The following is a 20531-nucleotide window of genomic DNA, read 5'->3' as shown; positions in this document are numbered from 1 at the left end:
TGGTGAATGACCCTATTCGTCGTTAATTAAACGGCGCTTCGTTTTTCAGGACGCAATCAATGATGTCCTGAACACCTTCCTCGTTGTTCGAGCCTGCGCGGTATTTCGCGGCCTTCGCCACAACATCCGCCGCATTTTCCATCGCAAAACTAAAGCCCGCCTGGCGCAGCATTTCAATATCATTGCCGCCATCGCCAAACGCCACCACGTCGCTATCATCAATCCCCCAACGCTGCTGTAGCAGGCGCAGACCGTTCGCTTTGTGTACGCCGGGAATAATGAGATCGATACTGCCATAGCCGGTATGAACGGGCACCATGATATCGCCAATGGTGTCGTGCAACGCTTGCTGAACTTCCGGGATCTTGTCGTCAGAAATGTTGAGGCCAAATTTGAAAAACACATCATTGATGTTATCGAAGTCATCCACAAACTCGAGGCGGTGATAGTACATGCCAGCGGTGGCTTTCATTTCGTCGTTGTACGCTTTCAGGGTATACGCGCTGTTCTTACCGCAGGCGATGATTTCCACATCGGCGCGGGTCAACAGGTGATCGACGATGGCGGTAAAGTCAGACTTTGCCAGATCGCCATTAAAGATATCCTGACCTTCGCTCACCACCCAACCGCCGTTTTCGGCGACAAAGGAGATCTCATGGGCAATCTCAGGAAAGAAAGAGATGAGCTGGTAATACTGGTTGCCGCTGGCGACCGCAAAACGAATGCCCTGGGTTTTCATCTGCTGATACTGCGCCAGAAAACGTTCGCGATTATAGGTCTTTTGATCGCTCAGAAAAGTGCCATCCATATCGACTGCAATTAATTTAATACCCATTTATCCCTTCTCCATCGCAGTTTGCGTCGTTGAATTTGGTTTGGCAACGGCTCTGGCGACAACAGCGGCCAGCAGCACCAGCGCCAGCACCACCAGCATGGCGCTACGTAAACCATAGTGTTCGCCGAGGTAGCCCAGCAGCGGAGGGCCAACGAGAAACGCCAGATACCCGGTGGTTGCCACGACGCTGACGCGCGTCGGTGCATCTGGCCCGGTGTCGCTGGCCGCTGAAATGGTTAACGGGAAACCGAGCGATGCCCCCAGGCCCCACAGTATCACGGAGACGCCTGCCACCCAGGCGCTGTCGACGAAAATAATCAGACCAATACCGAGCGCACCCATCAGGGCGCTGGCACGAACCACCGCCACACGACTGTAGCGGTCAATAAACCAGCCGCCGGTAAAGCGTCCGACGGTCATCCCGAGCGTGAATCCTGCGTAAATCAGCGAGCCGGATGTCGGGCTAAACCCGTGACCATCGACCATCAGCAGCGGCAGCCAGTCGTTGGCAGAACCTTCAGCAAAGGCCATCGCCAACACCACAACGCCAATCAGCAGTAACTGAATATCGCGCCAGAAGGGGACGCCTTTTTCCTGGTGATGAGAACCGTCGCTGGCGTTTTTACCTGTCCCATCGGGAATGGCTTTGATGGCAATAAACACCGGCGCAATGGCCGCCAGCGAGGCCAGCACAATATGTGTGGTTGCAGCTATGCCATAGGCCGTTAGCGCCATTCCGACACCCGCGCCCGCCAGCGTGCCGAAACTGTAAAACCCGTGCATCATCGGCAGCACGGTTTTGTTCATCTCACGTTCAACGGCTGCCCCTTCAATATTGATCGCCACTTCTGCGGAACCAAAACTGGCGCCGAATACACCTAAACCCAGCGCAAACAGCACAGGGGAGGTGAGCCAAAGTGCCAGGCTCAGTATCAGCATCCCCACAATCGCGCAGGACATGGTGGTGCGAATCACCTTTCGCGTGCCAAATCGTTTCACCAGCCAGGCCGAACAAAGGATGCCGCTCATTGAACCAATCGAGAGGCCAAACAGCACAGCCCCCATTTCCGCCGTCGAGACCGAGAGCGTGTCACGAATGGCAGGTGTACGTGTGGCCCAGGAGGCCATCAGCAAACCGGGCAAAAAGAAGAACATAAAAAGTGCCCAGGTTCGGCGTTGCAGGGCTTTGCGGGAGGAAGTCACTGTCATCAGGGAAGCACCAGAAGTACAACAATAGCGACAACACTAGCAAGTTTGTGTACATTTGTACATAAATCAGAAGGGGAATTGATGAGCAGAAGACCAAACGATCCACAACGTCGGGAAAGGATACTTCAGGCAACGCTGGAGACGATTGCTGAGCATGGAATCAGTGCGGTAACGCATCGTAAAATTGCCAGCTGCGCAGAAGTTCCGCTGGGATCCATGACGTATTACTTCGAGGGCATGGACTCGCTGATTGAAGAGGCATTCACGCGTTTTACGCGCGACATGGCACAGCAATATCGCGATTTTTTTGCCGGAGTGACCGGGCCGGAAATGGCCTGTGAATCGATCACCTCCCTCATTTACAGTTCAGAAGTGACGACGCCGCGTAATATGGAGCTGATGTACCAGCTGTACGCGATGATGAATCGTAAGCCGGCGCTAAGAAATGTGATGCAGGACTGGATGCAAACCAGTCAGACAACCCTTGCGCAGTGGTTTGATCCTATTACCGCCCGGGCGCTGGACGCTTTTATTGAAGGGATGACGTTGCATTTTGTGACTGACCGAACGCCGATGACGCGCGAAGAGATCCTGCGAATGGTTAAACGCATCGCCGGGTGAGCATCGTTGAGGGCGATAGTGGTTGTCTCCCCGGCGACACAAATGTCCTGTGCCACACGATCCTGCTCTTCATGCCGATCATTGGTAAGTATGGGTGAGGAAAGGGGTAAAGACGGGGGAAGAGAAATTCAGGCAACAAAAAACCCATCAACCTTGAACCAAAACGGCGGGGTTGATGGGCTCCACAAATTGGGGACATCAAAGAAAAGCAGTGGCAATAGTTATGACTGACGCCTTGAGGAAAAGTTCTACGTATTTGCAAAAAATTTTCACTTAAGGGACAACTTCAGTTTTATCCTAAACCCGGCCAGATGATGATGATGAGTGTCCCCGCCAGCGTCAATAGCACGTTGGCTATCGCGTAGGTGCCTGCGTAACCCAGCGCCGGAATATTGCTTCGTGCGGTATCGCTAATGATTTCCATCGCAGGTGCACAGGTCCGCGCCCCCATCATGGCACCAAAAAGGAGTGCCCGGTTCATGCGCAGAACATAGGCGCCGAACAGGAAGCAAATGATCACCGGCACCAGGCTGACGATCAGACCAGCAATCAGCATTTGACCGCCAATCGCCCCTAACCCTTGACCGATACCGCTGCCCGCGCTTAAGCCAACGCCCGCCATAAAGACCATCAGGCCGAACTCTTTCACCATATTCAGCGCGCCCTGCGGGATATAGCCAAACGTGGGATGGTTAGCACGCAGGAAGCCCAGCATGATCCCGGCGAACAGCAATCCGGCGGCGTTACCGATGCCGAAACTGAAGTTGCTGAACTGGAAGGTGATCATGCCGATCATCAGACCAATAATGAAGAACGCACAGAAGGCCAGCAGATCGGTTACCTGGCTGTGAATCGAGATAAAGCCAATGCGATCGGCGATCGTTTTCACCCGACGCGCGTCGCCGCTGACCTGCAATACGTCGCCTTTGTTGAGCACGACGTTGTCATCAATAGGCATTTCAATCTGCGAACGAATCACGCGGTTCAGGAAGCAGCCGTGATCGGTGAGCTTCAGTTGCGCAAGACGGCGCCCCACTGCATTGTGGTTTTTCACCACGATCTCTTCCGTGACGATCCGCATATCGAGCAGGTCGCGGTCGAAAACCTCTTTGCCGTTACGAAAGCTGGGGTCGAGACGAGCATGGGCATCCGGATAGCCGACCAGCGCGATTTCATCACCCATCTGTAGCACCGCGTCACCGTCCGGGTTTGCCAGAATACCGTTACGACGGATGCGCTCAATGTAGCAACCCGTTGCGCGATAGATACCCAGCTCACGCAGATTTTTCCCGTCGGTCCAGGCTACCAGTTCCGGGCCGACACGGTAAGCACGAATAACCGGCAGGTACACCTTTCGGTTCGTGTCGGTGTCCAGACCGCGTTCACGGGCGATTTGTTGGGCGCTGGTTTGCAGATCCTGATGCTGCAATTTAGGCAGATAGCGTGCGCCGACGATCAGACTGACAAGACCGATCAGGTAGGTTAACGCATAGCCCAGGCTCAGATTATCCAGCGCCCGGGAAAGCTGGGCGCTCTCCATTCCGAAGTGGCGTAGCGTATCGCCGGCACCGACAAGAACCGGAGTGGACGTCATTGAGCCGGCCAGCATACCGGCCGTCAGGCCGATGTCCCAGCCAAACAGCTTACCCAGCCCCAGGGCGATCAGCAGCGCGCTGCCGACCATCACCAGTGCCAACATCAGGTAATTCTTCCCATCCCGAAAAAAAATGGAAAAAAAGTTAGGACCCGCTTCAACACCGACGCAAAAAATAAACAGCATGAAGCCCAGGTTGAGTGCGTCAGTGTTAATACTGAAATGCTGCTGCCCTAATAAGAGAGAGACCACTAAAACGCCAATGGAATTACCCAGTTGGATGGAACCCAGACGCAATTTACCGAGACACAGGCCGAGAGCCAGTACAACGAATAATAACAGGATGTAATTCCCATTTAACAAATCGGCGACGTTTATATTCACGGAGACTAACTTCTTGTTTACGAGTAAGCTGTTGAAAGAAATGGTAATTTAGGCTACTGTTTTGCCATCAAATAAGGGTGATTGTGACATATTCACGACCCGAATATAAGCGGCGCAACAATATATTCTCGCTAGTTTAATCTCATTACGTATCAACGGCTATAAGAATCGTGTTGGCGTATTTTAGCACGGAATGCTGAACGGCTTTATCTGACTGGACGCTATTGGCGAAAAGTGTGTTCGATAGAGACAGTGTCAGGAGAAATGATTGAAATATAAACATGGTTGGGTAGGCGCGGTTTGCTGCTTTGTGCTCTTTGTGGTTGTCTGTCTTTTTCTGACAATGAACATGAAAGGGGCATTTAGGGCCGCCGGGCATCCTGAAATTGGGCTACTGTTTTTTACGCTACCAGGCGCGGTCGCCAGTTTTTGCTCCCATCGTCGGGAGGTGATCAAACCGCTTGTCGGGGCGATGCTTGCAGCACCTTGTTGTTTGCTGCTTACACGTCTTTTCTTTACGCCCACTCGCTCGCTGTGGCAGGAGCTGGCGTGGTTGTTCAGTGCGGTATTCTGGTGTGCTTTAGGCGCTTTATGCTTCCTGTTCATCAGCAGTCTGTTCAGGCCGCGACAGCGAAAAAATCAATAACGCCCTCCGAAGAGGGCGTTTTTACATCACTCACAGCACTCAGGCGAACAGGTTCAGATTCTCTTTCGCCCAGGCTTCAAAATCGGTGCAACCGCCGATGTGTTTCTGATCAACAAAAATCTGCGGCACGGTTTCAACCGGTTTACCGACGGTTTTTTCCAGATCCGCTTTGGTAATACCTTCCGCGTGGATGTCGATGTAGCGATAGTTGAAATCATCGCGTTCGTTGCTCAATTTCTCTGCCAATTCTTTTGCGCGTACACAGTAAGGGCAACCCGGACGACCAAAAATAACGGTGAACATTGTAGTCTCTCTCCTCGAACTCTAAGCCTGACGGCGAATGGTTGCTATGATGACGCTAATCGTCAGTCTTGAACAGTAGGTTGCACCTTTTACTTTGATACATTTAGTCTATATCTGTTAAACACATTCACGCTGAACGCCTTACACTATGTCTCAATAAAAGAGGGCTTCCTGTGCGTATGACTGGCGCGTTACCGAAAAGTGTATTGATTCTGGAAACGGTGGGTATGGTGCTCCTGGCGCTGGCTTTACTGTCGCTGAACCACTACCTGACGCTGCCTGCGCCGTTTAACAGCGCGTTAGCGGTCATCATTATGCTTTTTTTGGGTGTACTGTTGATGATTCCCGCGGCACTGGCATTCATCTGGCACGTCGCGCGGCGGCTGGCGCCACAGTTGATGAAGCCACCATCCGATTTATCCCGTTCAGACAGAGAAAAAGAGAATGACTCCAACCATTAACCTTCTGCGTCGTCACCGTTCGATTCGCCATTTTACCGATCAACCGATTACGCCTGAACAGCGAGAGGCGATTCTGGCTGCCGCTCAGGCGACCTCCAGTTCCAGCTTTTTGCAGTGCACATCCATTATCCGCATTACGGATCCGGCGCTACGTGACGCGCTGGTGCCATTAACCGGCGGTCAGCAGCATGTCGCGCAGGCCGCTGAGTTTTGGGTCTTTTGCGCGGACTTCAATCGTCATCTGCAGATTTGCCCTGAAGCGCAATTAGGCCTTGCTGAGCAGTTGCTGCTGGGCGTCGTTGATACGGCGATGATGGCGCAAAACGCGCTGACGGCGGCGGAATCGTTGGGGCTGGGCGGCGTTTATATCGGTGGCTTACGTAATAATATCGAGTCGGTCACGGCATTGCTGACGCTGCCGAAGCACGTACTGCCGCTGTTTGGGCTGTGCCTGGGTTGGCCTGCTGATAATCCAGATCTAAAACCGCGCCTGCCTGCGGCGATTGTGATGCATGAGAACCACTATCAGCCACTCGACAGGGACGCGCTGGCTAATTATGACGAACAGCTCGCGCAGTATTATCTCAGCCGCGGCAGCAATACGCGGCGTGACACCTGGAGCGATCATATTCGCCGCACGCTGATTAAGGAAAATCGTCCCTTTATTCTGGAATATTTGCATAAACAGGGTTGGGCGACGCGCTAAAAAATCCGCCGCTGTGTATGATATGCGGGATAGTGATCGGGTGATGCAGAGAGGTGCAGGGTGAAAATTGCCATATTGTCCCGGGATGGAACGCTCTGGTCGTGTAAGCGTCTGCGTGAAGCAGCGATGACGCGCGGCCATCTGGTCGAAATACTCGATCCGCTTTCCTGTTATATGAACATCAATCCGGCGGCATCCTCAATTCACTATAAAGGACGCAAGCTACCTCATTTTGATGCCGTCATCCCGCGTATCGGTTCGGCGATCACCTTTTATGGTACGGCGGCGCTGCGCCAGTTCGAGATGCTGGGCAGCTATCCGCTAAATGAATCTGTGGCGATTACCCGCGCCCGCGATAAGCTACGCTCGTTGCAACTGCTGGCGCGTCAGGGTATCGATCTCCCGATTACCGGCATTGCGCACTCGCCGGATGATACCAGCGATCTGATCGATATGGTTGGAGGCGCGCCGCTGGTGGTGAAGCTGGTGGAAGGAACGCAGGGAATTGGCGTCGTACTGGCAGAAACTCGCCAGGCCGCAGAGAGCGTCGTGGATGCTTTTCGCGGGCTTAACGCCCACATTCTGGTTCAGGAATATATTAAAGAGGCCAAAGGTCGCGATATTCGCTGTCTGGTGGTGGGGGATGAGGTGGTCGCCGCTATCGAGCGGCGGGCGAAGGACGGTGATTTTCGTTCTAATTTGCATCGTGGGGGAGTGGCCTGCGTCGCCAACATTACTCCCCGTGAACGCAAGATTGCGATAAAAGCCGCGCAGACCCTTGGGCTTGATGTCGCCGGTGTTGATATTTTACGCGCCGAGCGTGGCCCGCTGGTGATGGAAGTGAACGCCTCTCCGGGCCTGGAAGGGATCGAAAAAACCACGGGCATTGATATTGCCGGGCGGATGATCCAGTGGATCGAACGCCATGCGACGGCTGAATTTTGTCTCAAAACGGGTGGCTAGTCTTAATATCGCCGATGATCGTGGCATGACGAACACTTTTTGCGTAAGCTGTGCCGGTATTTTTTCATCGTAAGAGGTAGCACATTATTATGACAGAATTGGTCGTTCCCACTCTGGATACGTTGCGGCAATGGCTCGACGACCTGGGCATGAGTTTTTTTGAATGTGATACCTGTCAGGCACTGCATTTACCACACATGCAAAATTTTGACGGCATCTACGATGCGAAATTAGATCTCGTCGATAATACGCTGCTGTTTTCCGCGATGGCGGAAGTCAGGCCTTCCGCGTTACTGCCGCTGGCGGCGGATCTGTCTGCCATCAATGCCAGCTCCCTCACCGTGAAAGCATTTCTGGATATGCAGGATGATAATCTGCCAAAGCTGGTGGTTTGCCAGTCTTTATCCGTTATGCAGGGGGTGACGTACGCGCAGTTCGAATGGTTTGTACGCCAGAGCGAAGAGCAGATATCGATGGTCATTCTTGAGGCGGGCGCACATCAGATGCTGTTTTCCGCCGAAGACGACGCGCAAAAAAGCAGCGTTGAGAACCATTTTCTTCACTGATTTTAACGTGAAGTATGGCGCGTATAGCGCAGTCGCTGCCAGAGCGGCTGCGGTTTACGTTCTTTTATTCTGCATTTAACCTTTCTTTAAAGAATTATTCACCTCCTTTTCCGCCGTTTCGCTTTATCACATAGACATAAATTGCATAAAAAATTGATAAAAGGCGTTTTTTAATCTGGGCTATAGCCTGAAACCCTGGCTAAAGTTATTCTTGCGAAGCTTAATTACAGCGAGCAATAACGGTCGGGGGAGCGTCCACTCTTCCTGGTTTTTGCCGAGTGACAGACTATGCACGTTTCTTGCATAGCATTGAGTGCAACTTTTTTGGTTCGTTTGTTAACGAACTTTGATAAGGAAAGAGATTATGACCGCCTTAAATAAAAAATGGCTATCGGGTCTGGTTGCGGGTGCTCTGATGGCCGTCTCTGCCGGCACGCTCGCTGCGGAACAAAAAACACTCCATATCTATAACTGGTCTGATTATATTGCGCCGGACACGGTCGCTAATTTTGAAAAAGAGACCGGCATCAAAGTGGTCTATGACGTTTTTGACTCCAACGAAGTTCTTGAAGGCAAACTGATGGCAGGCAGCACCGGTTTTGACCTTGTGGTGCCTTCCGCGAGCTTCCTTGAACGTCAGTTAACGGCCGGTGTTTTCCAGCCGCTGGATAAGAGCAAACTGCCGGGCTGGAAAAACCTCGATCCGGAACTGCTGAAACTGGTCGCCAAACACGACCCGGACAATAAATTCGCGATGCCGTATATGTGGGCGACCACCGGTATCGGCTACAACGTCGATAAAGTGAAAGCGGTGCTCGGCGCTGATGCTCCTGTGAATAGCTGGGATCTGGTGCTGAAGCCGGAAAATCTTGAAAAGCTCAAGAGCTGCGGCGTCTCTTTCCTCGATGCGCCGGAAGAGGTGTTTGCTACCGTGCTGAACTATCTGGGTAAAGATCCGAACAGCACCAAAGCGGACGACTACACCGGACCGGCTACCGACCTGCTGCTCAAGCTGCGGCCGAATATTCGTTACTTCCATTCCTCGCAGTACATTAACGACCTGGCTAACGGCGATACCTGCGTAGCGATTGGCTGGGCAGGGGATGTCTGGCAGGCCGCCAACCGGGCGAAAGAAGCGAAGAATGGCGTCAACATCTCCTTCTCGATTCCGAAGGAAGGGGCGATGGCCTTCTTTGATGTCTTCGCGATGCCGGCAGATGCCAAAAATAAAGACGAGGCCTATCAGTTCCTCAACTATCTGCTGCGTCCGGACGTGATTGCGCATATCTCCGATCACGTGTTCTACGCGAATGCCAATAAAGAGGCAACGGCGCTGGTGAATGCAGAGGTGCGTGATAATCCAGGCATTTATCCGCCAGCAGATGTGCGCGCAAAAATGTTCACCCTGAAAGTTCAGGATCCTAAGATTGATCGCGTCCGTACGCGAGCCTGGACCAAGGTGAAAAGCGGTAAGTAACCTTTTGCCGTAGGCCGGGCAAGCGAAGCGCTCCCGGCAAGAGGCGCACCGTTCTGGTGCGCCTGCACCATGATTTGTTTCTGCCGGAGAGCACCCCGTGAATGATGCCACCCCACGCCCGCAGGCGAAAACCCGTAAAGCGCTGACGCCGCTCCTCGAAATCCGCAATCTGACCAAATCCTTCGATGGTCAGCACGCTGTCGATGACGTAAGTCTGACTATTTATAAAGGCGAAATCTTTGCCCTGCTGGGCGCATCAGGCTGTGGAAAATCCACGTTGTTGCGCATGCTGGCGGGGTTTGAGCAACCCACCACCGGACAAATCATGCTGGATGGCGTTGACCTGTCCCAGGTACCGCCTTATTTACGGCCCATCAATATGATGTTTCAGTCCTACGCGCTGTTCCCCCATATGACGGTGGAGCAGAACATCGCTTTTGGCCTGAAGCAGGACAAACTACCGAAAGCGGAAATTGTCAGCCGGGTTGATGAGATGCTGGGGCTGGTGCATATGCAGGAATTCGCTAAACGCAAACCGCATCAGCTTTCCGGCGGCCAGCGTCAACGCGTGGCGCTGGCAAGAAGCCTGGCAAAACGGCCTAAACTTCTACTGCTCGACGAACCGATGGGCGCACTGGATAAAAAGCTGCGTGACCGTATGCAACTCGAAGTGGTCGATATCCTTGAGCGCGTCGGCGTAACCTGCGTGATGGTGACGCACGATCAGGAAGAGGCGATGACCATGGCCGGGCGTATCGCCATTATGAACCGTGGTAAGTTTGTGCAAATCGGTGAACCGGAAGAGATTTACGAGCATCCGACCACTCGTTACAGCGCGGAGTTTATTGGTTCGGTCAACGTGTTCGAGGGCGTGCTCAAAGCGCGCCAGGATGACGGTCTGGTGCTGTATTCCCCCGGACTGGTACATCCGTTGAAGGTCGATCCGGATGCGTCGGTGGTGGATAACGTGCCGGTGCACGTGGCGTTGCGCCCGGAAAAAATCATGCTGTGCGAAGAGCCGCCTGCCGACGGTTTTAACTTCGCCGTCGGCGAAGTGGTGCACATTGCCTATCTTGGCGATCTCTCCATCTATCACGTACGCCTGAAAAGCGGACAGATGATCAGCGCCCAGTTGCAAAACGCTCACCGTTATCGCAAAGGTCTGCCGACCTGGGGCGATGAGGTGCGGTTGTGCTGGGATGCGGACAGTTGTGTGGTGTTGACGGTTTAAGGAGCGAAGATGAGTACACTTGAACCTCCGGCTCGCGTAGAAAAACCAGGCGGCTTTACGCTCTGGCTGGCGCGCGTGCAGATGAAACACGGGCGCAAGCTGGTCATTGCGCTGCCTTACGTCTGGCTGATCCTGTTGTTTCTGCTGCCTTTTCTGATCGTCTTTAAAATCAGTCTGGCGGAGATGGCGCGGGCGATCCCCCCGTACACGGAGCTGATGGCGTGGGCCGACGGACAACTGTCGATCACCCTCAACCTCGGTAACTTCCTGCAATTAACGGACGATCCGCTCTATTTCGATGCTTATCTACAGTCGCTACAGGTGGCGGGGATCTCGACGCTCTGTTGTTTGCTGCTGGGCTACCCGCTGGCGTGGGCAGTGGCGCACAGCAAGCCGTCAACGCGTAATATTCTGCTGCTGCTGGTGATCCTGCCGTCGTGGACCTCGTTTTTGATCCGCGTATATGCCTGGATGGGGATCCTGAAAAATAATGGCGTATTGAACAACTTTCTACTGTGGCTGGGGGTGATCGATCAGCCGTTGACCATTCTGCACACCAATCTGGCGGTGTATATTGGTATTGTATACGCCTATCTGCCGTTCATGGTGCTGCCGATTTATACCGCACTGACGCGGATTGACTATTCGCTGGTGGAAGCGTCGTTGGATCTGGGCGCGCGCCCGCTAAAAACCTTCTTTAGCGTGATCGTCCCGCTGACCAAAGGAGGCATCATTGCCGGTTCGATGCTGGTGTTCATTCCGGCTGTGGGCGAGTTTGTGATCCCGGAACTGCTCGGTGGGCCAGACAGCATTATGATTGGTCGCGTGCTGTGGCAAGAGTTCTTTAACAACCGTGACTGGCCGGTGGCATCTGCGGTCGCGATTGTTATGTTGCTGCTGCTGATCGTCCCGATTATGTGGTTCCACAAACATCAGCAAAAAAGCGGAGGGGTCCACGGATGAACAACTTACCGGTAATTCGTTCGCCCTGGCGCATTGTGATCCTGGTGCTCGGGTTTACCTTCCTGTACGCGCCGATGCTGATGCTGGTCATCTACTCGTTTAACAGTTCCAAACTGGTCACGGTATGGGCAGGATGGTCAACGCGCTGGTACGGCGAACTGTTCCGTGACAGCGCTATGATGAGCGCGGTGGGGCTGAGTCTGACCATCGCCGCCTGCGCGGCGACCATGGCGGCGATACTCGGTACCATTGCCGCGGTGGTGATGGTGCGTTTTGGGCGTTTTCGCGGGTCGAACGGCTTTGCCTTTATGATTACCGCGCCGCTGGTCATGCCGGATGTGATCACCGGGCTTTCCCTGTTACTGCTGTTTGTCGCATTGGGCCACGCGATTGGCTGGCCGTCGGATCGTGGCATGCTGACCATCTGGCTGGCGCACGTCACTTTTTGTACGGCGTATGTGGCGGTGGTGATTTCCTCGCGTCTGCGTGAACTGGATCGTTCCATTGAGGAAGCAGCAATGGATCTGGGGGCGACGCCGTTGAAGGTCTTCTTTGTGATTACGCTGCCAATGATTATGCCGGCAGTCGTCTCCGGCTGGCTGCTGGCGTTCACTCTGTCGCTGGACGATCTGGTCATTGCCAGCTTTGTCTCCGGACCGGGCGCGACCACGCTGCCGATGCTGGTTTTCTCCAGCGTGCGGATGGGCGTTAACCCGGAAATCAACGCCCTGGCGACGCTGATCCTCGGCGTGGTCGGAATTGTCGGTTTTATCGCCTGGTATCTGATGGCTCGCACGGAAAAACAGCGGATCCGCGATATCCAGCGTGCAAGACGTGACTGAAGACACTAAAATCTGCCAACCTGGCTACGCAATGCCGCGCTCGTCGCGGCATTGTTTTCATGGAAGACGATTCGTTGGGATTTTTTAAAAAATCATCCTCATCACATGCCCGCCTGAATGTGCCTGCACTGGTGCAGGTGGCGGCGCTCGCCATTATTATGATCCGTGGGCTCGACCTGCTGATGATCTTTAACACGCTCGGCGTTCGCGGACTGGTTGAGTTTATTCATCGCAGTGTGCAAACCTGGAGTTTAACGCTGGTTTTTCTGAGCAGCCTGGTGCTGGTGTTTGTTGAGATCGCCTGCGCATTTTCACTGGTTAAGGGGCGTAACTGGGCGCGCTGGGTGTATCTCCTCACGCAGGTGATTGCCGCAGGCTATTTGTGGGCGGCGTCGTTGGGCTACGGTTATCCTGAACTGTTCAGTATTGCCGGTGAGTCAAAGCGGGAGATACTGCGTACGCTGGTGATGCAAAAGTTACCCGATATGCTGGTGCTGTTATTACTATTTGTGCCTGCGGCCAGTCGTCGCTTCTTCCGCCTGCAATAATGTGTATAATCCTCGCCCCTGTTTAGATAAAGGTTTCTGTATGCAGTGCGCACTCTATGACGCCGGTCGCTGTCGCTCCTGTCAGTGGGTAACTCAGCCCATTGGCGAGCAACTTGCCGCCAAAACCGCCGATCTGAAAAATCTGCTTGCCGGTTTTCCGGTCGGGGAGTGGCGCGCGCCGGTGAGCGGCCCGGAGCAGGCGTTTCGCAATAAAGCGAAGATGGTGGTCAGCGGCAGTGTGGAAAAACCATTGCTGGGCATGTTGCATCGCGATGGTACGCCGGAAGATCTGTGCGATTGCCCGCTTTATCCGGCCTCGTTTGCGCCGGTGTTTGCCGCGCTGAAACCGTTTATTGCCCGCGCCGGACTCACGCCCTACAACGTGGCGCGCAAGCGTGGAGAGCTTAAGTACCTTCTGCTGACGGAAAGTCAGTTTGATGGCGGTATGATGCTGCGCTTTGTCCTGCGTTCAGACAGTAAACTGGCGCAGTTGCGTGCTGCTCTGCCGTGGCTGCAGGCGCAACTGCCGCAACTGAAGGTTATCAGCGTTAACCTTCAGCCGGTGCATATGGCGATTATGGAAGGGGAGACAGAAATCTTCCTGACGGAACAGCAGGCGCTGGCGGAGCGGTTTAACGATGTGCCGCTGTGGATCCGCCCGCACAGTTTCTTCCAGACCAATCCGGCGGTGGCAAGCCAACTGTATGCCACGGCGCGTGACTGGGTGCGACAGTTGCCGGTGAATCACATGTGGGATCTGTTCTGTGGCGTGGGCGGTTTTGGCCTGCACTGCGCGACGCCGCAGATGCAGCTGACGGGAATTGAAATTGCGCCGGAAGCCATTGCCTGTGCGAAGCAGTCAGCGACGGAACTGGGCTTAACTCATCTTCATTTTCAGGCGCTGGATTCGACGCAGTTTGCCACCGGGAAGGGTGACGTGCCGGAACTGGTGCTGGTGAATCCACCGAGACGCGGAATCGGCAAGCCGCTTTGCGATTATCTGGAGCAGATGGCGACGCCGTTCATTATCTATTCCAGCTGTAATGCGCAAACAATGGCGAAAGACATTGCCGCTTTGCCGGGCTACCGCATTGAACGGGTACAGCTTTTCGATATGTTCCCGCATACCGCGCATTATGAAGTGCTGACATTGCTCATCAGGCAATAAAAAAGCCGCTTTTCGCGGCTTTTCATCGGGTATTAGCTTTACTGCGGGAACCATTGGTCGTTGATTTTTTTGTACGTACCATCGGCCTTGATCGCCGCCAGTGCAGCGTTCAGTTTATCCAGTAGCACTTTGTTGTCCGGGCGAACCGCGATGCCGAGGCCAGTACCGAAGTACTGTGGATCGGTGACTTTCTCAGTTGCTACACCCAACTGCGGGTTGGTTTTCAGCCACTCGTTCACTACGGCGGTATCACCGAATACGCCATCAATACGGCCATTTTTCAGGTCGATAAACGCATTCTGATAGCTGTCATAGGCCACGGTTTTCACTTCCGGGTGCTTATCCTGCAAATATTTCTGGTGAGTGGTGCCGTTTTCCATCCCGATACGTTTACCTTTCAGATCGGCAAAGGTTTTGTAGGTATCTTTCTTCGAAATCACCAGCGCCGAGTTGGCATAGTAGGGGGTCGTAAACGCCACCTGCTTGCTCCGCTCTGGGGTGATATCCATACCGGAAATCACGGCGTCATATTTCTTGAACTTGAGTGCCGGGATCAGGCTGTCAAACGCATGGTTGGTAAAAGTACATTCTGCCTGCATCTGTTTGCACAAGGCTTTTGCCAGATCGAGGTCGAAGCCGACGATTTGGTTATTCGCATCCATCGATTCAAACGGTGGATAGGTCGCAGAGACGCCGAAGCTGATTTTTTCAGCGGCGGAGGCGCCGACGGCAAAAGAGGCAAGTAATGCGGCCAGAACTAACTTTTTCATGGTTGGACTCCCGTTATGATGAGGCGCCGTTTCTGCGGCATGGATTTACAATGCCAGTATTTGAATTTGTATGCAATAAAAATGATTAACTATTTTTTCATATATAAAAAAAGACGGGCAGGTTAGAAAATTGTCCGTCTTGTTGATGGTGTTTTATGCAATAAAGTGCTTAGTTACGGCGTTCGAAAGCCAGCGCTTTGCGCTCGATTAGACGCATCATCAACGTTAACAGTCCGTTGACGATTAGATAGATGACACCTGCTGCGCCGAACACCATGACATCGTAGGTGCGACCGTACAGCAACTGGCCATAGCCCATCACTTCCATCAGCGTGATGGTATAGGCCAGAGAGGTACTTTTGAACACCAGTACCACTTCGTTGGAATACGAAGAGAGGGCGCGTTTAAAGGCATACGGCAACAGAATTGCCAGCGTGTCTTTCTTGCTCATCCCGAGCGCGCCGCAGGACTGCCACTGACCTTCCGGAATCGCGCGAATCGCCCCGTAGAAAAGCTGAGTGGTATAGGCTGCGCTGTTCAATGACAGCGCAATCAGTGCGCACAGCCATGGCTCCGACAGCAGATGCCACAGAACCGGATACTCTTGCAGAGACGGAAATTGTCCCGGCCCGTAGTAGATCAGGAAGATCTGCACCAGCAGTGGCGTACCGGTAAACAGCGTGATATAGCCACGCACCAGCCAGACCACGACCGGGGTTTTTAGCGTCAGAACGATAGTAAAAATCAGCGCCAGAATCAGGGCGACGACAATGGACGCCACCGTCAGCGTCAGGCTGGTATGCAGCCCTTTAAGCAGTTCAGGTAAATACTCAAGCATCAGCCCGGTCTCCGCTCAAAACGTGTCGCGCGCAGGTCAATGCGTTTGAGAATGTACTGACTTACCAGCGTAATTACCAGGTAGATCGCCGCCGCAATAATGTACCAGTTAAACGGTTCCTGAGTTCGCGTGGCAATGCTTTTGGTTTGCAGCATCAGGTCGTTGACGCTGATGAGGCTCACCAGCGCGGTATCTTTCAACAATACCAGCCATTGGTTGCCAAGCCCCGGCAGCGCATGACGCCACATTTGCGGCATCACCAGGCGGAAGAAAATGGCAGTCTTCGACAGTCCCAGCGCCTGGCCGGATTCCCACTGACCCAGCGGTACCGCTTTCAGCGCGCCACGCAGCGTTTGTGACGCATAGGCTGCGTAGAGCAGAGAGAGGGCAATCACTCCGCACAGGAAGGGGCTGACGTCGAAGTTTTCGATCTCCATTCGTACCGGAATCTGCACCACACCCAGATTGACAGTAAAGCCATCAGAGAGCATCAGCAGCAGTTGAGAGGAGCCGAAATAGATAAACAGCACCACCAGAATTTCCGGCAGGCCGCGTAAAATGGTGACCAGCGCGGAACCCGTCCACGCGACAGGACGCCATTTCACTGACTCCCAGACGGCGAACAGCATTGCCAGCGCCAGGCCGAGGATCAGTGCACAAACGGCAAGGCCGACGGTCATCCCGGCGGCGCTTGCAAGTGGGAAAAATTCGTTCATCAAGGCTTACTTCTGGAACCATTTGTTATAGATGGTCTCGTAGGTCCCATCTTTCTTCACTTTTTCCAGCGCAGTGTTGAATTTCTGCTGCAGTTCCTCGTTGCCCTGGCGTACGGCGATGCCGAGGCCGGTGCCAAAGTAATCTTTATCCGTCACTTTATCGCCAACCGGCGCCAGCTTCGGATTGTCTTTCAGCCACTTAGTGACCACCGCGGTATCACCGAACACACCGTCAATACGGCCGTTTTGCAGATCCAGTTTCGCATTCTGGTAGCTGTCATACGGAACGGTAGTGATTTCCGGGTGTTTATCCATGATGAATTTCTGGTGAGTGGTGCCGTTTTGCACGCCCACTTTCTTGCCTTTCAACTGATCAACGCCGGTGAATTTACCCTGCTGACCAATGAACAGCGCGGAGTTGTCATAGTACGGGGTCGTGAACAGCACCTGTTTTTCACGCTCAGGCGTGATATCCATCCCGGCCATCACCGCGTCGAAGCGGCGGAATTTCAGGCTTGGGATCAGGCTGTCGAACGCCTGATTGGTAAAGGTGCAGGTCGCGTCGATCTCTTTACACAGCGCGTTGGCCAGATCGACATCAAAGCCGACAATCTTGTTATTAGCGTCCATGGATTCAAACGGAGGATAGGACGCTTCGGTCGCGAAACGAATGGTCTGGGCTGCTGTAGCGGAAAGGCTAAAGCCAGCGATGAGCGCGGCAATCAGAACTTTTTTCATTGTGTTGTCCCGAATCTTAGTGAGAGAGATAGTTTTTAAATGCTTCGGTCTGCGGGTCGGCAAAGCAACTTGCGTTACCCTGCTCGACGATATGACCGTTTTCCATATACACGACGCGGCTGGCGGTTTTACGCGCCACTTCCACTTCGTGGGTCACGATCACTTGTGTAATGTTGGTTTCCGCCAGTTCACGAATGATGCTGACGATTTGCGCGGTAATTTCTGGATCCAGCGCAGCGGTAGGCTCATCAAACAGCAACACCTGCGGCTCCATCATCAGCGCGCGGGCAATGGCGACACGCTGTTGCTGACCGCCGGAAAGATGCAGCGGATAACGATCGCTGTAAGGTTTCAGACGCAGGCGATCCAGCAGTTTTTCTGCACGGGCTAACGCCTGTTCTTTTGATAAACCCAACACGCGGCAGGGTGCTTCAATCAGGTTCTGTTGCACGGTGAGGTGCGGCCACAAATTGTATTGCTGAAAGACCATTCCGACATTCTGACGCAGCTCGCGAATCGCTTTATCTGACGGCGTTTTGCGGAAATCAAAGTGATTTCCCGCAATGCTGAGCGTACCGGAACGCGGCATCTCAAGCAGGTTGAGTACCCGCAGCAGTGAGCTTTTACCGGCCCCGCTTGGGCCCAGTAACACCAGCGTTTCACCCTGTGGGCAATCCAGCGTGATATCGAACAGCGCCTGATGCGCGCCGTAGAAGCAGTTAATGCCGTTTAATTGAATACTCATTGATGCTCGTATACTGGCCGTCTGATAGCTATTGAAGCCGCAGATAGTACCTTTGACAGAATAGTTATGCAATATTTATGCTTTAAAAGTTAAATATAGCGCGCATTTCCCCTTAAACATAGCACAAAATAGCGAGGGGGAAGGGCGATAAGAACAATTGTCGGCATTCCATGCAGAATGCCGGACAATTTACGGGGGTTACGATTTTTAGCGCGGTTAAGCGGCGCGATTAACGGTTTTCAACCGACTGACGAAGCGTACCGGCTGGCGCATGCACGCTGCCGCCGAGATAACGTACGTCATCAATGACCCAGCACTGACCTTCGCGGATCATCAGCACTTCATCCTGCCAGTTTTGATCGCCTTGCTTCAGCGCAACGCGCAGCGGAATATTGCGTGCATCACTATTCGGAATAGTCGAGGCGCTGGCGACGCTGGCGCTGTCCGGCGGCGTTGCGCGACTGGAGAACGGATCGCTATTCATCAGTTGACGATGTGCATTGTCACGACTGGCGTCCGACAGCAGTTTCGCCAGGTTGTCGCTCAGGTAAGGGCGCAGGGCGGTGATATCATTACTGCGGTGCTGGATACGATAGTCATAGAATTGTTGAGCCACACTGTCCGGGCCGCCATCCACACAGGTTCCCGCTCGCGGCCCGTTGTCTTTGTAGGCTGGCGTGACGGTGGTGCAGGCGCTGAGCAGCAGCGCGCAAGGGAGGAGCAGGGAGAGTTTTGAATAGCGCATAGTGATTTCCTTATAAGCGTTCTGCCATGAGTCTTCTAAGATAACAGTCATCTACGATAATCAATTATATCCTTTCAATGATAGTGTATGGCGCTGATAATGTGCTGAATGTAACCAGGAGAGACATCATGCAATTTTCGACAACTCCCACGCTTGAAGGACAAAGCATCGTGGAATACTGCGGTGTGGTCACAGGCGAAGCCATTCTGGGCGCGAATATCTTTCGGGACTTTTTTGCTGGTATCCGCGACATCGTCGGCGGTCGTTCAGGCGCTTACGAAAAAGAGTTACGCAAAGCGCGTGAAATTGCTTTCGCAGAACTGGGCGAGCAGGCGAAAGCGCTGGGCGCTGACGCGGTGGTCGGCATTGATATCGATTATGAAACGGTCGGCAAAGACAGTAGCATGCTGATGGTCAGCGTGAGTGGAACAGCGGTGAAAACCCGCCGATGAAGACATGGCTGTGGCTGGTGGCCCTGGCACTATTGTTAACGGGGTGCGCAGGTGAAAAAGGGATTATAGACAGAGAAGGCTACCAGCTCGATACCCGTCATCAGGCGCAGGCGGCATATCCACGCATTAAAGTGTTGGTGATCCACTATACGGCAGATGACTTCGATAGCTCGCTGGCGACGCTGACGGATAAAAACGTCAGCGCGCATTACCTGATCCCGGCGGTGCCGCCGTTGCATAGTGGTAAACCGCGTATCTGGCAACTGGTGCCGGAACAGGATCTGGCGTGGCATGCCGGCATCAGCTTCTGGCGCGGTGCGACGCGCATCAACGACACCTCGATCGGTATCGAGCTGGAAAATCGTGGCTGGCAAAAATCGGCAGGTGATAAATATTTTGCCCCGTTTGAACCCTCACAGATTCAGGCGCTGATTCCGCTGGCGAAAGACATTATCGCCCGTTATGACATTAAGCCACAGAACGTGGTTGCCCATGCGGATATCGCTCCACAGCGTAAAGATGATCCCGGCCCGCTGTTTCCCTGGCGAGCGCTGGCTGAGCAGGGGATCGGTGCCTGGCCCGATCCGGCACGTGTGGCGTTTTACCTGAATGGCAAACCGCGCGATAGGGCCGTGGAGCCGAAAGTGTTGCTCGATCTGCTGTCGCGATATGGTTACGAGGTGACAGAAAACATGACGCCTGCGCAGCAAAAGCGCGTCATCACTGCCTTTCAGATGCACTTCCGTCCTCACCGCTGGGATGGCGTAGCCGATAGCGAAACGCTGGCTATCGCTGAGGCGTTGCTAGAACGCTACGGACAGGGGTGATCCTCCGGATCGCCCGACACCCTTTTCATAGTCCCGTTTTGGACTTTCTTTCGATCACATTCACGCCGTAAATGTTTTAAGCTTTTCTCAGTCGAAATTACTCGCAAACGTGTTGGACAAATAGTCAGCGCGATTAGATAAAAATTATACGCGTTAGCGTCTCTGCCTTATTGTTTATTTTTT

24 protein-coding genes are annotated in these 20531 nt (G+C 53.5%); 14 read left to right on the top strand and 10 right to left on the bottom strand.

The genetic code is table 11. The features are described from left to right. Positions 1-22: 22 nt before the first annotated feature. Together KE671_RS07250 and KE671_RS07245 are read right to left on the bottom strand one after the other, a co-directional pair. On the bottom strand, positions 23-835 hold the full coding sequence (locus KE671_RS07250) for a Cof-type HAD-IIB family hydrolase (protein ID WP_206162356.1): 813 nt from the start codon (positions 833-835) through the stop codon (positions 23-25). Beyond that, a complete protein-coding gene (locus KE671_RS07245; RefSeq protein WP_206162355.1) occupies positions 836-2044 on the bottom strand; it encodes an MFS transporter in 1209 nt (402 codons plus the stop codon). Positions 2045-2125: 81 nt separating this feature from the next. Between KE671_RS07245 and KE671_RS07240 the strand changes: the two genes are divergently transcribed. Then, positions 2126-2665, top strand: coding sequence for a TetR/AcrR family transcriptional regulator (locus KE671_RS07240; RefSeq protein ID WP_206162354.1), 540 nt, complete (start codon positions 2126-2128; stop codon positions 2663-2665). A gap of 292 nt (positions 2666-2957) precedes the next feature. Here KE671_RS07240 and KE671_RS07235 read toward each other — a convergent pair whose 3' ends face one another. After that, positions 2958-4643: an aspartate:alanine antiporter gene (locus KE671_RS07235; protein WP_043001240.1), complete on the bottom strand. Its 1686-nt coding sequence runs from the start codon at positions 4641-4643 to the stop codon at positions 2958-2960. Positions 4644-4911: 268 nt separating this feature from the next. Between KE671_RS07235 and KE671_RS07230 the strand changes: the two genes are divergently transcribed. Continuing rightward, entirely contained in the window at positions 4912-5289 is a 378-nt protein-coding gene (locus KE671_RS07230; protein WP_206162353.1) for an inner membrane protein YbjM, read from the top strand. A 39-nt stretch (positions 5290-5328) separates the two neighbouring features. Here the strand turns inward: KE671_RS07230 and KE671_RS07225 are convergent, their stop codons facing one another. Next, complete coding sequence (locus KE671_RS07225) at positions 5329-5592, bottom strand: GrxA family glutaredoxin (protein WP_000495514.1); 264 nt, start codon at positions 5590-5592, stop codon at positions 5329-5331. A gap of 173 nt (positions 5593-5765) precedes the next feature. Between KE671_RS07225 and KE671_RS07220 the strand changes: the two genes are divergently transcribed. The 10 genes from KE671_RS07220 to rlmC all read left to right on the top strand — a co-directional run bounded on the left by KE671_RS07220 (position 5766) and on the right by rlmC (position 14517). Next, positions 5766-6053 carry a DUF1418 family protein gene (locus KE671_RS07220; RefSeq protein ID WP_206162352.1) on the top strand — a complete coding sequence of 96 codons (288 nt, stop codon included), beginning with the start codon at positions 5766-5768 and terminating at the stop codon, positions 6051-6053. Continuing rightward, positions 6037-6759, top strand: a complete 723-nt coding sequence (gene nfsA / locus KE671_RS07215; protein WP_206162351.1) for an oxygen-insensitive NADPH nitroreductase — start codon at positions 6037-6039, stop codon at positions 6757-6759. Before KE671_RS07220 ends, nfsA begins: the two co-directional genes overlap by 17 nt. A 60-nt stretch (positions 6760-6819) precedes the next feature. Continuing rightward, a complete protein-coding gene (gene rimK / locus KE671_RS07210; RefSeq protein WP_206162350.1) occupies positions 6820-7722 on the top strand; it encodes a 30S ribosomal protein S6--L-glutamate ligase in 903 nt (300 codons plus the stop codon). An 89-nt stretch (positions 7723-7811) separates the two neighbouring features. Further along, positions 7812-8288: a YbjN domain-containing protein gene (locus tag KE671_RS07205; protein WP_206162349.1), complete on the top strand. Its 477-nt coding sequence runs from the start codon at positions 7812-7814 to the stop codon at positions 8286-8288. A 364-nt stretch (positions 8289-8652) separates the two neighbouring features. After that, the gene (gene potF / locus KE671_RS07200) at positions 8653-9765 is read left to right on the top strand and encodes a spermidine/putrescine ABC transporter substrate-binding protein PotF (protein WP_206162348.1); all 1113 of its coding nucleotides are present in this window, start codon (positions 8653-8655) and stop codon (positions 9763-9765) included. 97 nt (positions 9766-9862) lie between these two features. Continuing rightward, entirely contained in the window at positions 9863-10996 is a 1134-nt protein-coding gene (potG, locus tag KE671_RS07195) for a putrescine ABC transporter ATP-binding subunit PotG (RefSeq protein WP_206162347.1), read from the top strand. A 9-nt stretch (positions 10997-11005) separates the two neighbouring features. After that, on the top strand, positions 11006-11959 hold the full coding sequence (gene potH / locus KE671_RS07190; protein ID WP_042320334.1) for a putrescine ABC transporter permease PotH: 954 nt from the start codon (positions 11006-11008) through the stop codon (positions 11957-11959). Then, entirely contained in the window at positions 11956-12801 is an 846-nt protein-coding gene (gene potI, locus KE671_RS07185; RefSeq protein ID WP_042320333.1) for a putrescine ABC transporter permease PotI, read from the top strand. Before potH ends, potI begins: the two co-directional genes overlap by 4 nt. A 59-nt stretch (positions 12802-12860) precedes the next feature. After that, complete coding sequence (locus KE671_RS07180) at positions 12861-13349, top strand: YbjO family protein (protein ID WP_206162346.1); 489 nt, start codon at positions 12861-12863, stop codon at positions 13347-13349. A 40-nt stretch (positions 13350-13389) separates the two neighbouring features. Beyond that, complete coding sequence (gene rlmC, locus KE671_RS07175; RefSeq protein WP_206162345.1) at positions 13390-14517, top strand: 23S rRNA (uracil(747)-C(5))-methyltransferase RlmC; 1128 nt, start codon at positions 13390-13392, stop codon at positions 14515-14517. A 38-nt stretch (positions 14518-14555) separates the two neighbouring features. Here the strand turns inward: rlmC and artJ are convergent, their stop codons facing one another. The 6 genes from artJ to KE671_RS07145 all read right to left on the bottom strand — a co-directional run bounded on the left by artJ (position 14556) and on the right by KE671_RS07145 (position 19069). Then, the gene (gene artJ / locus KE671_RS07170; RefSeq protein WP_206162344.1) at positions 14556-15287 is read right to left on the bottom strand and encodes an arginine ABC transporter substrate-binding protein ArtJ; all 732 of its coding nucleotides are present in this window, start codon (positions 15285-15287) and stop codon (positions 14556-14558) included. Positions 15288-15456: 169 nt separating this feature from the next. Next, positions 15457-16125, bottom strand: coding sequence for an arginine ABC transporter permease ArtM (gene artM, locus KE671_RS07165; protein ID WP_206162343.1), 669 nt, complete (start codon positions 16123-16125; stop codon positions 15457-15459). Next, positions 16125-16841 (bottom strand): arginine ABC transporter permease ArtQ, encoded by a 717-nt coding sequence (gene artQ / locus KE671_RS07160; RefSeq protein ID WP_206162342.1) that lies wholly within the window; start codon positions 16839-16841, stop codon positions 16125-16127. The genes artM and artQ overlap by 1 nt, the downstream gene beginning before the upstream one ends. 6 nt (positions 16842-16847) lie before the next feature. Beyond that, a complete protein-coding gene (artI, locus tag KE671_RS07155) occupies positions 16848-17579 on the bottom strand; it encodes an arginine ABC transporter substrate-binding protein ArtI (protein WP_206162341.1) in 732 nt (243 codons plus the stop codon). A 16-nt stretch (positions 17580-17595) separates the two neighbouring features. After that, positions 17596-18324, bottom strand: coding sequence for an arginine ABC transporter ATP-binding protein ArtP (gene artP / locus KE671_RS07150; RefSeq protein WP_206162340.1), 729 nt, complete (start codon positions 18322-18324; stop codon positions 17596-17598). Positions 18325-18553: 229 nt separating this feature from the next. Continuing rightward, a complete protein-coding gene (locus KE671_RS07145) occupies positions 18554-19069 on the bottom strand; it encodes a lipoprotein (RefSeq protein ID WP_206162339.1) in 516 nt (171 codons plus the stop codon). A 128-nt stretch (positions 19070-19197) separates the two neighbouring features. Here KE671_RS07145 and KE671_RS07140 point away from each other — a divergent pair, with 128 nt between their 5' ends. Together KE671_RS07140 and KE671_RS07135 are read left to right on the top strand one after the other, a co-directional pair. Next, on the top strand, positions 19198-19521 hold the full coding sequence (locus KE671_RS07140; RefSeq protein WP_042320310.1) for a heavy metal-binding domain-containing protein: 324 nt from the start codon (positions 19198-19200) through the stop codon (positions 19519-19521). Continuing rightward, positions 19518-20348: an N-acetylmuramoyl-L-alanine amidase gene (locus KE671_RS07135; RefSeq protein ID WP_206162338.1), complete on the top strand. Its 831-nt coding sequence runs from the start codon at positions 19518-19520 to the stop codon at positions 20346-20348. Before KE671_RS07140 ends, KE671_RS07135 begins: the two co-directional genes overlap by 4 nt. Positions 20349-20531: the final 183 nt, after the last annotated feature.

Origin of the sequence: Citrobacter amalonaticus, from assembly GCF_018252635.1 — a bacterium.
GTDB classification, from domain to species: Bacteria; Pseudomonadota; Gammaproteobacteria; order Enterobacterales; family Enterobacteriaceae; genus Citrobacter_A; species Citrobacter_A amalonaticus_E.
This window is presented reverse-complemented; position numbering and strand designations above follow the sequence as displayed.